Source organism: Mesorhizobium sp. CA14 (assembly GCF_020165195.1).
Taxonomy (GTDB): Bacteria; Pseudomonadota; Alphaproteobacteria; order Rhizobiales; family Rhizobiaceae; genus Mesorhizobium.
Genome location: NZ_JAIUHR010000002.1, coordinates 41,928 through 55,608, shown reverse-complemented (window position 1 = coordinate 55,608; position 13,681 = coordinate 41,928). Strand labels below are relative to the sequence as shown.

Sequence of the window (13,681 nt, the reverse complement as noted above, 5' to 3'; positions counted from 1 at the left end):
CGACCGGTCGGGCAGCATCTTCTTTCCGCTACCAGCCATACGTCTTCGGCCACCAACAGCCGGCGGGCGCCGACATCGGAACCTCCTGCGGCTTGGGTGGACGGGTTATAAACGGTTCCATCTTGTCGGCCAGCGGCAGTCAATTTCGCGCATTAATTCTAGGCGAAGAACGCTTGCCGGCGCTGTCGGCGATCCAGTCCGCAAGGCTGTGCGCAAAGCTTCGCGGCACGATCATGTCGCACCCGGTCTCGCTCGTGCGCAGGACGAGCACCGGTACGTGATGGAAGACCGTTTGAAATGCGCGGCCCGGCGCTGCGCCTGGCGAGCGCCAGTCGACTGCGATGCAGCCGGAGAGGATTTCCAGGACGCGCGCGCCGCTCAGGCTGAAGCGCACGCGTCCCTCGCCGAGATGAACCGAACAGCCCAGTTCGGGATCGATCGCTGCCTGCGGCGTTTCTGCATCCGCCTCCATTATCAGCCAGAGGCGGCGGGGGGAGACCCGAACGATGAGCGCGTCGGCATGGCGGCCCGTCTCGCCGACCGAGACGGGCAGGGCAGTGCCCAGCATGTGCGAAAGACTAAGCTCAAACCGGGCCAGCATCCCGTCCCAGCCCTCGGTCTGAACGATCGGGCAGTCGGACCTCGACAGGTTGAAATCTTTCGATGCCAGAGCCTCAGCCATGCAGCCGCTCTCCTTTCGGATCCAGGAAGACGGGCGAAACGATGCGGGCGCGAACGGTTTCAGCCTTCATCGGATAGGTGGCGAAGACTTCGCTTCCCTCCGCCGCGACGTCGGCCGCCAGCAGGGCGAGGCCGACATAACGGCCAAGCTCCGGGCTGAACGTCACCGACGTTATCCGGCCGCGTCCGTGCCCGGCGACGGTATCGCCTGGGATGAACAAAATGGCGCCGCCGCGCAGCCGTTTGCCCTCCTCAGCGCATTCCAAGCCAACCAGACGCTGGCGGTTGGGAGCTTGAAATGCCGGACGCCGCCGCAGGACATCGCCAACAAACCCGGTGCGTTTTGCGGCCATGCGGCCAAGGCCGAGATCGTCGAGCGTGGTGCGGCCATCGATCTCCGGTCCGGCGACATGGCCTTTTTCGACCCGCAGCGCGCCGAGCGCCTCAACCCCGTAAGGCCTCAAGCCGAAGGCCGCGCCGACCTCAAGCAAATGGCGCCAGACCTTCTCGCCGGCAGTGGCGCCGACATAGATCTCGTAGGCGCGCTCGCCGGAATAGCTGAGGCGGATGATGCGCAGCGCCCGTCCTGCAAACTCGGTCTCGATGAAGCCCATATGCGGCAGCGCCTCGTTCGAGACATCGAGCCCCGGGAATGCGGCGGCAAGGACATCGCGACTCTTCGGTCCGGCGACCGACATCGTCGCCCATTCGTCGCTGACCGAGGTGACCGCGACGCGCAGCTCCGGCCAGGCGGTGTCGAGCAGGAATTCCAGTCGCGACAGGACATCGGCCGCTTTGGCGGTCGAGGTGGTCATGAAGAAACGGTTTTCCGACAACCGCGTGGTGGTACCGTCATCGAAGACGATGCCGTCATCGCGTAGCATGACGCCGTAGCGGGCGCGACCGACCGGGAGCTTGGCAAAGCCGTTGGCGTAGACACGGTCGAGGAAAATGGCCGCGTCCGGCCCCTGCACGTCGATCTTGCCGAGGGTGGAAATGTCCATCAGACCGGCGGCCCCGCGCACCATGCGCATCTCGGCGACATAGGCCTCGTTCACGTCACGGCCGGCGACGCGGTAGAAATATGGACGCATCCACAGCCCCACCTCGAGCATGTCGGCGCCATTCGCCACATGCCAGTCATGCATCGGCGTGCGGCGGATCGGCTTGAAATGGCGGCCGACCGAGCGGCCGGCGAGCGCGCCGATGGCGACAGGCGCATAGGGTGGTCGAAAGGTCGTGGTCCCGGTTTGCGGGATCGTCTCTTGGCGTAGCGCCGCCATAGCCGAAAGTGCTGCAAAATTGCTGGTCTTGCCCTGCTCGGTGCCCATGCCGAGCGTGGTATAGCGCTTCAGGTGCTCGACCGATTCATAGCCCTCGCGATGCGCCAATTCGATGTCCTTGGTGGTCACATCCATCTGGAAATCGACGAAGGCCTTTCCACGCACGATGGACGGGATCGCGCGGAACGCGTCGGTTGCGGCTTCGCCGAGATCGAGCCTCGCAGGAGCCGGTGCGGCTGCCGATTTTCCGCAGAAGGCTGTTGCTTCGATGCCGGCACGGTGGCCACTGTCGATGGCATCGGCCGTCGAGAAGCGGCCCATCATCGAGCCGGCGCCAAAGTGGCCCGCCGGAAGGCCGCCGGGAACGAAGCCGTCCATGTCGTCGCGATAGACGGGTCTGACACCAAGATGCGAGGTGAGATGCACCGTCGGCGACCAGCCGCCGGACACGCAGACGAGGTCGCACGCGATTTCCGAATTGCCGCCCGGCCCGGCAAACTTCGCGGCCTTGACCGCGTGGCCGCCACGCAGGTCGGCGATTTGGGTCCCGGATCGGATTGCTATGTTCAGGCGCCTGGCCTCCTCTGCCAGACCGGCGGGTAGGATGCTGCGCTGATCCGCGATGGTCACTCGCGCACCGGCGGCGGCAAGGTCGATGGCGGCGCGATAGGCGCCGTCATTCGTCGTCGCGACCAGTATATTCTCGCCCGGCAGGACGGCGAACCGGTTGAAATAGGTCCGGGCGGCCGATGTCAGCATGACGCCCGGCCGGTCATTGTTGGAGAAGACCAGCGGCCGCTCGATGGCGCCGGCGGCAAAGATGACCGCGCGGGCGCGAAGCATGATGAAGACCTGCCGCGCGGCGCCTTGCACGACCGGATCGTCGTTTCGTTCTATCAGCGCCAGCGTGTTGCCGTCATAGATGCCGAACGCCATCGTCCTGCGCCGCACAGTGACGTTGGGCAGGCCTGCCAGTTCGGTCTCGATCGCCTTCAGCCAAGCTGCCGCCTCGCCATCGGAACGCTCCGACAGAAGCTGACCGCCGAGCAGGAAATCCTGCTCGATCAGCGCGACGTCTGAGCCGGCATACGCCGCGGCGCGCGCCGCCGAGAGGCCGGCAGGGCCGCCGCCGACGATGGCGACATCGGCAAATGCGTGGCGCACCTCGTAGCGGTCGGGATCACGTTCGGTGCCGGCCCGGCCGAGGCCCGCAGCCCGGCGGATGAAATGCTCGTAAAACATCCAGGCGCGCCGCGTCGGTCCCATGAAGGTCTTGTAATAGAAGCCGGCGGAAAGGAATGGCGCAAACAGCCCATTGACGCTCTGCAGGTCGAAGCCAAGCGAGGGCCAGCGGTTCTGGCTTTCGGCGATCATGCCTTGCGCCAGCTCGAGCGCGGTGGCCGGCAGGTTCGGTTCGCGCCGTCCACCGGTTCCAAGCGTGACCAGCGCGTTCGGCTCTTCGGGTCCGGCCGAAAAGGTGCCGCGCGGGCGGTGATATTTGAAACTGCGTCCGGTGAGCGTGATGCCATTGGCCAGCAGAGCCGAAGCCAGCGTGTCGCCTTGATAGCCGTTCAGCGTGCGGCCATCGAAGCTGAAGCCGATCGGTCGCATACGATCGATACGGCCGCCGGCAGGCAGACGTCTGTCGTTCGAGTTCATGCTCGTGTTTTCCTGGCGAAGCCGACGGAGGCGATTGCATGGTCGCGGGTATCGCGCTCGACGACCAGCCATTGCCGACACCCGGTCACGTGTTGCCAGAATTCGCGGTGCGGTCCGGGCGGATTTTTGCGCACATAAACATAGCGGTACCAGGCCTCGGGATCCGGGTCGTCATGGCCCGGACGGGTGATCGAAGCGTCGCCGCCATAGCGGAATTCATCATGGTCGCGCAGGCCACAGCACGGACATTCGATGCGAAGCATTTGTCTTGCTCTGCTCCCTATTGCAGCCAGACCGACGGGCCGGCACCGGCCTCGTCGAGCGTGTGGCCGGTGCGGAAGCGGTCGAGGCGAAAGGCGGCGATCAAGGGATGCGGCTTGCCGGTCGCCAGCGTGTGCGCGAAGCACCAGCCCGAGGCAGGCGTCGCCTTGAAGCCGCCATAGCACCAGCCGCCGTTGAGATAGAGCCCGTCGATCGGCGTCGGGCAGATGATCGGGCTGGCGTCGGGCGTCATGTCCATGACGCCGCCCCAATGCCGCAGCAGCCTGACGCGCGAGATGCAGGGCATCAGCGCGATTGCCGCTTCGGCCACCTCGCGCACGACGCCGAGATTGCCGCGCTGGGCATAGGAATTGTAGCCGTCGAGATTGCCGCCGAAGACCAGCCCGCCCTTGTCGGATTGGCTGACATAGAAATGATCGGCGCCGTAGGCCACGACATGGTCGACCAGCGGCTTCAGCGGCTCGGTGACGAAGGCCTGCAGCACGTGGCTCTCGATCGGCAGCTCCAGCCCGGCCTTCCGGCCGAGCACCGACGTGTGTCCGGCGACCGCAAGGCCGACCTTGCCGGCGCCGATGCGCCCCTTGCTCGTCTCGACGCCGACGATCCTGTCGCCGTCGCGGACGAAGCCGGTCACCTCGCAGTTCTGGATGATGTCGACGCCGTGACTGTCGGCGGCGCGCGCATAACCCCAGGCGACGGCATCGTGACGGGCCGTGCCGGCCCGGCCCTGCAGGATGGCCCCATATATCGGGAACCGCGCCGTGTCGGAGAAATCGAGATAAGGCACGAGCCGCCGCAACTCCTCGCGGTCGAGGATGTCGGCATCGATGCCGTTCAGCCGCATGATGTTGGCGCGATGGCTGAACATGTCGAGCTGGTCCGCCGAATGGGCGGTGACGATCTGGCCCCGCTGCGAGAACATGACGTTGAAGTTCAGCGCCTGCGACAGGCCTTCCCACAGCTTGACCGAGAATTCATAGAATTGGGTGTTGCCGTCGAGCAGGTAGTTGGAGCGGATGACGGTGGTGTTGCGGCCGACATTGCCGCCGCCGACATAGTCCTTCTCCAGTACGGCGACATTGCGGATGCAATGGTTCTCGGCCAGGTAGAACGCCGTGGCGAGGCCATGCCCGCCGCCGCCGACAATGATCACGTCGTAAGCCGGCTTCGGCTCCGCCGCGCGCCAGGCGCGCTGCCAGTTCTTGTGGCCGGACAGGCCGTTGCGGAAAATCGAGAACGCCGAATAGCGTGACATGTTCATGGTCTAACGGACGATCGGGCCGGTCGGCGTGCGGGTCAGCACCTCGGCGCCGGTATCGGTCAGCAGCACGGTGTTTGAGATGAAATCATCGCCGCGGCTTGTGCCCATCAGCCAGGATAGGATGTGGAAGCTCATGCCTGTCTCGATCTCGAGATCGGAATCGTGCCGCAAGCCGGTCACCGAATTGCCGCCGGTCCAGGAAGGCGGCTGGCCGATGCCAACCAGATAGCCACAATGATGGCGGCGATAGTGCGAGAGGCCCGCCTCGTCGGCGACGCCCTGCCAGGCGGCGTAGACGTCGCGGGCCCTGATGCCGGGTTTGAGTGCCCTGACGACGGCATCGAATGCCTTGGCCGTGACCTCGGCCATCGCCGCGTCTTCATCCTTGATGCTGCCGATGCGGATCAGCCGGCCGAGCGGCGCATGATAGCGCGAGACGCAGCCGGAGAGTTCGACGAACACCGGCTCGCCGGCGCGATAAAACCCGTCGCCCCAGGTCGTGTGCTCTTCACCGAGTCGGGCGGCTGGGCGGATGAACGGGCCGAAGCCGGGCGCATGGCCTCCGGCGCGCGCCATCGCCGCGACGCATTCCGCGGCGACCTCCTGCTCGGCGGCGCCATCATGGATCGCCGCGATCGCAGCGCCCGCGGCAGCGTCCGTGACCTTGGCGGCACGCCGCATCAGCGCCTGTTCGTCGGCACTCTTCACCAGCCGCATCCTGTCGACCAGGCCGGAGACGTCGCTCCATTTGGCGTCGGCCTGCGCCTCGAGCCTCAGGGCGAGGCCGTGGCTGAGACCTGAGGTCCAGTATTCGAGACCGATGCGCTTACCTGTCAGTCCGAGTTCGGCAAGGACGCGCGCGGCGAGATCGGCGGCCGTCTCGCTGTCGGAATGGCCGCGGAATTCCGCTGCTTTCGCCTGGTTTTCGATCGTCACCTTCTCCATCGACCGGGTGACCAGCACCGGCTGCCGGTCGAGCGTGACGATCAGCAGATGCGGCGCGAAATAACCCCAATGGTCGAGGCCGCTGAGATAGAAGATGTTCTCCGGCGAGGCGAAAACCGCGGCGTCGAGCCTGCGCTCGGCCAAGGCCTTACGCACTTTCGACAGGCGGCCGGCGATTTCTGCTTCGGAAAAGGGATTGCGGTCCATTGGGTGCCCTTGAAATCGTTGTCAGTCGATGACGATGAGATCGCGGGTCACGTCGCAGAGCCGCTCGCCGCCGTGTTCGGCTACGACGAAGGACTCCGAAATGGCGACGCCGAAATCGTCGAGCCAGACGCCGGCCATGAAGTGGAAGGACATGCCGGGCCGCAGCTCCGTCTTGTCGCCGGGCCTCAGGCTCGCGGTGCGTTCGCCCCAATCCGGCGGATAGGCGAGGCCGACGGGATAGCCGACGCGGCTTTCTTTCTTCAGCCCGTTTTTCCGCAGCACCGCCTGCCAGGCGGCTTCGACCTGTTCACAGGTGTTGCCGGGTCGCGCCAGATCGAGACCGGCATCGACGCCTTCGACGATCACCTTGGCCATATCTGAGAGGGCGGTCGCCGGCTTGCCGAAATGCACCGTCCGGGTCAGCGCCGCGTGGTAGCGCCGCCGCACGCCGGCAATCTCGACGATGGCAAGTCCGCTGTCCGGAAGCGGCGCGTCCGACCAGGTCAGATGCGGCGTGCTCGTGCCTTCGCCCACCGGCATCAGCGGACAGATGGCGGCGTAATCGCCGCCGGCGCCCGGCACGCCGATGATCTGCGCATGATAGATCTCGGCGATCACATGGTTCTGCGGCACGCCCGGCCGCATCTTTTCGACGGCGCGGTTCATGGCGTTGTTGCAGATCGCGCCGGCCTGGCGGATCAGCGCCAGCTCGGCGCCCGATTTCACCAGCCGGGCCCAATTGACGAGGTCGTGATTGTTGCTGAAGCGCGCCGCGGGCAGGCCGCCGACAAGATGGGCATGGCAGCGCGCCGTGTAGTAATGCGCGTCCATCTCGACCCCGATATGCGCCCGGTCCCATCCGCGTGCCCGGATCAGACCGGCGAGCTCGTCATAAGGATGTTCGACGGGCTGCTGCACCAGCCGCTCCGAGAACGGAACGATGTTTTCTTCGGGCAGGCCGGTGGTCATGCGGGCGCTCCTGGCGTCCTGCGCCCTGCCGAACCAGATCGGGCGTTCTTCCTCCAGATGGACGAGCACGCATTGCGGCACGTAGAAGGACCAGCCGTCATAGCCGGTCAGCCAGCACATGTTTGCCGGATCCTGGCAGATGATGAGATCGAAGCCGGCCTTCTCCATGCGCTGCTTAACGTCGGCCAGGCGCCGTGCGTATTCCGCCTTGGTGAACCCGTCCGACCCGCCCAACCGTCATCCCTCCCATTGCCGCGCCCGGATGCGGCTTGCAGCTGCAATTCCAAGAATTGTGCACAACTGTTGAATGTTTTAACCGCAAACCGGTAGGCAAATGGCTATTTTTCGAGATTCGTACAACGCATCTTGCGATATGTCCAGATGAGTTGTATACGTCTTAAGCGCGTGATGCGACGGAGGAGAAACGTCGCTCGAGCCAGGCAATCGTCAAAAAGAAAAAGGGGAATACATGCTCATGTCACACATATCTCGCCGCGCCGTTGTGAAGGCCGCCGCCTGCATTGCGCTCGCCGCGACCGCATTCACGTCATTGCCGGCCCATGCGGAGACGACGCTGGAACGGGCCAAGAAGGACGGCTACATCCGCGTCGGCTTCGCCAACGAGGCGCCGTTCGGTTTTGCGACGCCCGACGGCAAATTGACCGGCGAAGCGCCCGAGGTCGCCAAGGCGGTGCTCGCCAAGATGGGTATCAAACAGGTCGACGGCGTGCTGACCGAGTTCGGCTCGCTCATTCCCGGCCTCAAGGCCGGCCGTTTCGACATCATCGCCGCCGGCATGTTCATCACTCCGAAGCGTTGCGCCGAGATCAATTTCTCGGAGCCGTCCTACGGCATCGGCGAGGCCATGTTGGTGGCAAAGGGTAATCCCAAGGGCGTGAAGGACTTTTCCAGCATCAAGGACAACCCAGATCTCAAGCTCGCCGTCATGGCCGGCGCCGTCGAGGGCGGCTTCGCCAAGGATGCGGGTGTTGCCGAAGGGCAGATCGTGACCTTGCCCGACCAGTCCAGTCTCGTCGCCGCCGTCCAGGCAGGGCGCGCCGATGCAGCCGCGCTTACCGCGCTGTCGATCGCCGACATGGCCAAAAAGGCCGATGGCGTCGAATCGACCAAGCCCTTCGGCGAGGTTGCCGGCAAGTCGGTAAAAGGCCATGGCGGCTTCGGCTTCCGCAAGGAAGACACAGATTTGCAGAAAGCGTTCAACGCCGAACTGAAGAAGTTCATCGGCTCACCCGAGCACATTGCCCTGGTCGAGCCGCTCGGCTTCGGCAAGGATTATCTGCCGAACAAGACTACAGCCCAGCTCTGCAAGGGCGAATAAGTTCCCAACTGCTGGGCGGCGTGAAGCGCCGCCCTCTTTTTTCTTCGGAGAAGCAGATGGGAATCCGAACGCTCGTTGCCATGCTTGTCGCTTCGCTGGCCGTGATCGCCGTGCTGGCAACGCAAGCAGCGTACAGGCTGTTCCTCCCGGGACTGCTGCAGGGCGCCGTCCTGACGATCGAGATCGCGGTCCTGGGCAGCCTGCTGGCGATCGTCATGGGCGTGCTCGCCGCGCTGGCACGCATGTATGGTCCGGCGCCGCTCAGATGGCTGGCGACGGTCTATGTCGAAATCTTTCGCGGCACCTCGGCGCTGGTGCAATTGTTCTGGCTGTTTTTCGTGCTGCCGCAATTCGGCGTCACGCTCGACGCATTTCTCGTCGCCGTGCTGGCGCTTGGCCTGAATGTCGGGGCCTACGGATCCGAATGCGTGCGTGGCGCCATTCAGTCGGTCGCGCGCGGGCAGTGGGAAGCGGGAACGGCGCTCAACATGAGCCGCGCGCAGATGCTGCGCCGCATCATCTTGCCGCAGGCCTTCATCGCCATGATCCCGCCCTGGGGTAATCTGTTCATCGAGCTGCTGAAATCGACCGCGCTGGTCTCGCTTATCACCCTGTCGGACCTCGCCTTCAAGGCGCAGCAGATGAACCAGAACACATTCAAGACCGTTCCAATCTTCACGCTGGTGCTGCTGATGTACCTGGCGATGTCGTTGGTCATTTCTATCGGCATGCGGCTCCTCGAAAGGCGAGCCTCGCTCGGCCTGGCGCGAGGGAGGGCGGCATGATCTGGGATTGGAATTTTACCTTGCAGATCCTGCCGATACTGGCCCGCGCGGCCGTCGTGTCGGTCGAGGCAACGCTTCTCGGCTTCGTCATAGCGGCGACGCTTGGCCTGGTCCTGGCCGTGATCCGCATCGCGGTGCCGTGGACCGCCTGGACGATCTCCGTGCTGGTCGAATTGATCCGCTCGACGCCGCTGCTGATCCAGATCTTCTTTATCTATTTCGTCTTTCCGAAATTCGGCCTTGTGCTCGACGCGTTCACGGCCGGCGTGCTTGCCATCGGCATCCACTACGCCGCCTACTGCTCGGAGGTCTATCGCGCGGGCTTCGACAACATCCATCGCGGCCAGTGGGAAGCCTCGATCGCGCTCAACCTGTCTTCCTGGACGACCTTTCGCGACATCATCATCCCGCAGGCCATCCCGCCGATCGTGCCGGCGCTCGGCAATTATCTCGTCGCGTTGTTCAAGGAGACGCCGCTGCTTTCGGCCATCGCCGTGCTGGAACTCATGCAGACCGCCAAGATCATCGGCTCCGAGACGTTCCGCTACACCGAACCGATCACCTTGGTGGGCCTGTTTTTTCTGGCGATGAGCCTGGTATCGGCCGCGCTTATCCGTGCCCTCGAACGCCTGCTCAATCGGAGGAACGCTCGATGACGGAACAACCGATGGTGCGCTTCGACAATGTTTCCAAACGCTACGGCTCGTTGACCGTCCTCGACGGCCTGAATCTCGAAATCGCGCGCGGCGAGAAGGTTTCCATCATCGGCCCGTCCGGCTCCGGCAAGACTACCGTGCTGCGCATGCTGATGACGCTGGAAACGATCAATGACGGCGTCATCTGGGTCGAGGGCGAGCCGCTGACGCATATGCGGCAGAACGGAAAGCTGGTGCCCGCCAACCTCGCTCATATCCGGCGCATCCGGGCGAAGATCGGCATGGTGTTCCAGTCCTTCAACCTGTTCCCCCACATGACGGCCATGGCCAATTGCATCGAGGCGCCGATAACCGTGCTTGGCATGAAGCGGGCCGATGCCGAAGCGCGGGCGGCCGAGCTTCTCGACATGGTCGGGTTGTCGCAGAAGAAGGATCACTATCCCTCCCAGCTCTCCGGCGGCCAGCAACAGCGCGTCGCCATCGCCAGGGCGCTGGCGATGCGGCCTAAGATAATGCTGTTCGACGAGGTGACCTCGGCGCTCGACCCCGAACTTGTCGGCGAAGTGCTGCAGGTGATAAGGCAAATTGGTCGCGAGCATGATCTGACAATGCTCATGGTCACCCACCAAATGGGCTTCGCCAAGGAATTTTCCGATCGCGTCTGTTTCTTCTATCAGGGAAAGATTTGCGAGCAGGGACCGCCGGGCGAGCTTTTCGGGGCGCCCAAGAACGAGCGGACCCGGCAATTTCTGCACGCAGTCCTGGAGGCTGGATGACGCTTGATACGGATGCCTCGGCCACCACGGCAATCGTTGATGCCTCACGGCCGCTTTCGGCGCGGGAACGGTTCGAGCGTATCTATCGAATCCTGCGCGACCGCATCTGCCTGCTCGACTACCCGCCGGGAAGCCGGCTCTCCGAGGAAGAACTCGCCCAGGAATTCGAGATCAGCCGCACGCCGATACGCCGCGTGTTGGCGCGGCTTGAATCCGAAGGGCTGGTTCAGTCCGTGCACGGCGTCGGCACCATAGTCACTGATGTCGATATCGAGGAATTGCAGCAGGTCTATCACCTGCGTTTGGAACTGGCGCTTCTGGTCGGCAAGCTTTCGCCTATACCGCGCACGGCAGCCGACCTGGACCGGATCCGGGCGCTCGTCGCGCGCTGCGATTCCGATATGCTCAATCCGGATCAGCGGGCTTTCCTGCAGCTGAACATGGATTTCTTCTCCGAGCTGACTGCCATGACCGGGAACCAGCCGCTGCGCGAGATCAGCGAGCGGCTGTATTTCCAGGTGGCGCGCGTCGTCCTGAAGATGATGCCGCAACTGGGTCTCGTAGAGGAATTCACGGCCTTCCGGCGCGAAATGGAGGAGGTCCTGGCTGCGGCGCAGATCGGCGACTGGGAGTCGATCGGGCACATCAGGCGTGCGCATATCTCAATGAGCTTTCGACGCATGATGCGGCATGGGGATCATGCCAAGGACACAAACAGCGAGCGCTTGGTGCGGCAAGAAGAATAGTCCGAGCACTCGCCTGCACAGGCAATTGACGATCCCTCCTTGCCGAAGTTCGAACGAACCAACGACCTTCCGGGCCCACCATTATCCTTGATTTCATTGATGAAAATTGCCATCGGCACAAAAAATGTTATGGGCCCGTTATGGGCCGGTGCAGTCCTAACAAAGATTCCAAGGCGGCGCTCGATTACGGGTCCTCCGCGTGCCGCCTGGGATGCTCGGAAGGCAGTCAGCGGGCATTGGCCGATGGCGCCGTCTTGCCCTGAGTGGCCGATGGCATGGTCCGGAGTGAGGCACCCGTCACCGTGTCGGTGGCCGGCACGGTATGTTCGGCGCCCGATAGCGGACTACCCTGGCCCGGCACAGCATCGGCTGTCGGCGCGTTGTTGTTTGTTCCGTTCAGGAAGGGCTGGCTCGAGGTCGTCAAGCCGCCTGCCGATGTGGCGGTGAAGAGGTGATCGGCTGCCGACGCGGGGCCGGCAAGCAGGGAAAATGCAGCAAAGAGGGTGAGCATTCGCATGATGGATTCTCCAATCATTGCAGAGAGTTCAATGTCCTGTCCGATGCGCGACCTTAAGCTGGTCGGAAGGTCAACGGCGGCAGGGACGGCCGTCCCTTCAATGTCTTCAACGCTGCGTTCCGCCGCCGTGTTCCCGAAAATCGCAAGGGAGACGGTGGCGCATCGGAAACCGATAAGGCTTGCCCAATTGAACCTGGGAATTCGCATGCAGCAGAGATCGCCAATCCATTCATCGCCGGATTCTTTCAGCAGAAGGCGCGGCTGTGGCTATGAGCCATGCAGAGCACGTGGGCATTTCGGAAGGCCGTCATCGGCGGACAGGGCGGTCCGGGCGGTCTGAATGCTGGGTTCTACTCAAACCGACGATTTGTTCCGAGGTGCGCACGCGCATGCGCGTTGCCCGAGAGGAGATATTCGGCCCGGTTCTTCATCTCTTACGAGACAGTTACGAGATAGTGGAGGAGGCCGTCGCCATCGCCAACGACACTGTGTACGACCTCGGAGCGCATGTGCGGGCAAAGATATGGTCGTGGTCAAGGACGCCGCGCGACCTTCTCAATCCCTGCGGAGTTATTTAGGCGAAGCCGGCAAGCCTATGCCGGGCGACCCCCCGTTAGCTCCCCAGGGCGATGCCGTCTTTCCTTGGTTCCGACGCGCCGGTCAGCGTGCCGTTCTCCCAGTCGATGCGGATCGCTTGAGCGCCGCCAATCGGATCCTCCGCTTGAGTAAAGATGAAACCCCGGCGTTCGAGCTCGGCTTTCGTTGAGCCGTCCAACGTATGCTCCGCCTCCACTCCGGTTCCGTTGGATGTCGGCATCACGCGCGGCACCGCGGCTGCGCTTCAAGTCCTATGCCGAGTTGAATGCCTGGCTCGCCGACAAATGCGTCGCCTATGCGAAGGCACACCGCCATATTGACCAGCCCGAACGCACGATCTGGGACGTGTTCGAGGAGGAGCGCGGCAGACTGGTCGAGTATCGCGGTCGATTTGATGGCTTCCAGGCGGATTGAAACGTTGATCGCCCCCGCAGGCGATTGAGCTTCAAGATGCGCTTGAGGTGCGCGAACAGCATCTCGAACCTCTTCCGCTCGCGTCGTGAAGTCACCTAGGCATCGGTAGCGGCAATATCGCGCGCCATGTCGCGGGCGCCCTCGTGGATCGACTGCAGGATCTTGCGGACGTGCGCGTTCGGGCAGCAGCGCTGCTTGAGCTCACAGGCACCGCAGTCGAACTTGCTGGTCATGGCATCGCGTCACCCGTTCTCTCGAAGGAGGGGGAAGCATCCGATAGGCCTTTTGGCGCTGCGGCAACTCCTACCGTCCTTTCAGCGCGCCGGTCCGCCGGGCGGACGAATCGGAACGCGACACGAACTTCGGCTTCACCTCGCTCGCCGCATCCCAGGGCGGCATGGTCGAGCGTGTCGAGGTATTCCTTAACCGATCGACGCACTCGGCCATCGGCTTCCAGCCGACCGGCCCGATCCTTCCGCCGAGCGCTGCTTGTTGGTATCCGCCCGGATCAGGCTCGCATCGACGGCAAATCCTTCGCCGCCGACCAGCCCTTCCTCAACGCGG

Annotated in this window: 14 protein-coding genes and 2 pseudogenes; 7 read left to right on the top strand and 9 right to left on the bottom strand. The window is 63.7% G+C overall.

Going from position 1 to position 13,681, the window contains the following annotated elements:
- Positions 1-139 precede the first annotated feature (139 nt).
- The 6 genes from LB565_RS02485 to LB565_RS02460 are packed head-to-tail and all read right to left on the bottom strand — an operon-like array spanning position 140 to position 7,521.
- Complete coding sequence (locus tag LB565_RS02485; protein WP_224581603.1) at positions 140-682, bottom strand: sarcosine oxidase subunit gamma family protein; 543 nt, start codon at positions 680-682, stop codon at positions 140-142.
- Positions 675-3,623: a sarcosine oxidase subunit alpha family protein gene (locus LB565_RS02480; protein WP_224581602.1), complete on the bottom strand. Its 2,949-nt coding sequence runs from the start codon at positions 3,621-3,623 to the stop codon at positions 675-677. The genes LB565_RS02485 and LB565_RS02480 overlap by 8 nt, the downstream gene beginning before the upstream one ends.
- Positions 3,620-3,886 (bottom strand): sarcosine oxidase subunit delta, encoded by a 267-nt coding sequence (locus tag LB565_RS02475; protein ID WP_224581601.1) that lies wholly within the window; start codon positions 3,884-3,886, stop codon positions 3,620-3,622. The genes LB565_RS02480 and LB565_RS02475 overlap by 4 nt, the downstream gene beginning before the upstream one ends.
- Before the next feature lie 17 nt (positions 3,887-3,903).
- On the bottom strand, positions 3,904-5,160 hold the full coding sequence (locus LB565_RS02470; RefSeq protein WP_224581600.1) for a sarcosine oxidase subunit beta family protein: 1,257 nt from the start codon (positions 5,158-5,160) through the stop codon (positions 3,904-3,906).
- 9 nt (positions 5,161-5,169) lie between these two features.
- Positions 5,170-6,318 carry a M24 family metallopeptidase gene (locus LB565_RS02465; RefSeq protein ID WP_224581599.1) on the bottom strand — a complete coding sequence of 383 codons (1,149 nt, stop codon included), beginning with the start codon at positions 6,316-6,318 and terminating at the stop codon, positions 5,170-5,172.
- Positions 6,319-6,339: 21 nt separating this feature from the next.
- Positions 6,340-7,521, bottom strand: coding sequence for a M24 family metallopeptidase (locus tag LB565_RS02460; protein ID WP_224581598.1), 1,182 nt, complete (start codon positions 7,519-7,521; stop codon positions 6,340-6,342).
- 241 nt (positions 7,522-7,762) lie between these two features.
- Between LB565_RS02460 and ehuB the strand changes: the two genes are divergently transcribed.
- From ehuB to LB565_RS02435, 5 genes are read left to right on the top strand one after another with little or no spacing between them, the layout of a single operon-like run.
- A complete protein-coding gene (gene ehuB / locus LB565_RS02455) occupies positions 7,763-8,626 on the top strand; it encodes an ectoine/hydroxyectoine ABC transporter substrate-binding protein EhuB (protein ID WP_224581597.1) in 864 nt (287 codons plus the stop codon).
- 56 nt (positions 8,627-8,682) lie between these two features.
- Positions 8,683-9,411, top strand: coding sequence for an ectoine/hydroxyectoine ABC transporter permease subunit EhuC (ehuC, locus tag LB565_RS02450; protein WP_224581596.1), 729 nt, complete (start codon positions 8,683-8,685; stop codon positions 9,409-9,411).
- Positions 9,408-10,067, top strand: a complete 660-nt coding sequence (gene ehuD / locus LB565_RS02445; RefSeq protein ID WP_224581595.1) for an ectoine/hydroxyectoine ABC transporter permease subunit EhuD — start codon at positions 9,408-9,410, stop codon at positions 10,065-10,067. The genes ehuC and ehuD overlap by 4 nt, the downstream gene beginning before the upstream one ends.
- The gene (ehuA, locus tag LB565_RS02440) at positions 10,064-10,843 is read left to right on the top strand and encodes an ectoine/hydroxyectoine ABC transporter ATP-binding protein EhuA (protein WP_318012109.1); all 780 of its coding nucleotides are present in this window, start codon (positions 10,064-10,066) and stop codon (positions 10,841-10,843) included. Before ehuD ends, ehuA begins: the two co-directional genes overlap by 4 nt.
- Positions 10,840-11,589 (top strand): GntR family transcriptional regulator, encoded by a 750-nt coding sequence (locus tag LB565_RS02435; protein ID WP_224581594.1) that lies wholly within the window; start codon positions 10,840-10,842, stop codon positions 11,587-11,589. Before ehuA ends, LB565_RS02435 begins: the two co-directional genes overlap by 4 nt.
- Positions 11,590-11,815: 226 nt before the next feature.
- On the opposite strand, the gene LB565_RS02430 is transcribed toward LB565_RS02435, so the two are convergent.
- The gene (locus LB565_RS02430) at positions 11,816-12,313 is read right to left on the bottom strand and encodes a hypothetical protein (RefSeq protein WP_224581593.1); all 498 of its coding nucleotides are present in this window, start codon (positions 12,311-12,313) and stop codon (positions 11,816-11,818) included.
- Positions 12,314-12,375: 62 nt separating this feature from the next.
- Here LB565_RS02430 and LB565_RS02425 point away from each other — a divergent pair, with 62 nt between their 5' ends.
- The gene (locus tag LB565_RS02425; protein WP_411970600.1) at positions 12,376-12,684 is read left to right on the top strand and encodes an aldehyde dehydrogenase family protein; all 309 of its coding nucleotides are present in this window, start codon (positions 12,376-12,378) and stop codon (positions 12,682-12,684) included.
- Positions 12,685-12,719: 35 nt separating this feature from the next.
- Here LB565_RS02425 and LB565_RS02420 read toward each other — a convergent pair whose 3' ends face one another.
- Positions 12,720-12,923: a hypothetical protein gene (locus LB565_RS02420; protein ID WP_318012108.1), complete on the bottom strand. Its 204-nt coding sequence runs from the start codon at positions 12,921-12,923 to the stop codon at positions 12,720-12,722.
- 11 nt (positions 12,924-12,934) lie between these two features.
- Here LB565_RS02420 and LB565_RS02415 point away from each other — a divergent pair.
- Positions 12,935-13,111, top strand: a pseudogene (locus LB565_RS02415) (IS21 family transposase); the annotation flags it as partial.
- 14 nt (positions 13,112-13,125) lie between these two features.
- On the opposite strand, the pseudogene LB565_RS02410 reads toward LB565_RS02415, so the two are convergent.
- Positions 13,126-13,347, bottom strand: a pseudogene (locus tag LB565_RS02410) (transposase); the annotation flags it as partial.
- Positions 13,348-13,681 lie beyond the last annotated feature (334 nt).